This is a genomic window from Saezia sanguinis (assembly GCF_003991585.1).
Taxonomy (GTDB): domain Bacteria; phylum Pseudomonadota; class Gammaproteobacteria; order Burkholderiales; family Burkholderiaceae_C; genus Saezia; species Saezia sanguinis.
On sequence record NZ_PQSP01000121.1, the window covers coordinates 1 to 259 of the forward strand.

1 protein-coding gene is annotated in these 259 nt (G+C 69.5%); it reads right to left on the minus strand.

From position 1 onward, the window contains the following. Positions 1-259, minus strand: a 259-nt coding sequence (locus CUZ56_RS15205) for an arabinosyltransferase C-terminal domain-containing protein (protein WP_148113777.1), incomplete at both ends; no start/stop codon positions are given.

A 259-nucleotide genomic window follows, 5' to 3' on the forward strand; every position in this document is an offset into this window, starting at 1 on the left:
ATTTGATCCGGCCGGCGGCCGTGATCGCCAGCACCCGGTAGGCGGGGTCGGCGCGCATCTCGTCGGTCAGGTCCAGGCGGTACCATTGCGAGGTCAGTTTCGCCTGCTGCTGGTCGCCGGTGTGGTAGCTGCCCAGCACCGGGGTTCGGGCGGGGTCGAGACCGAACGGCAGGGCCACGGTGGAACCGTTGATCCCCGGCTGGGCTTCGATACCGCCGCCGGTCCCGGCGCCGGTGGTGTCGGTGGTTTTGTTCTCGGT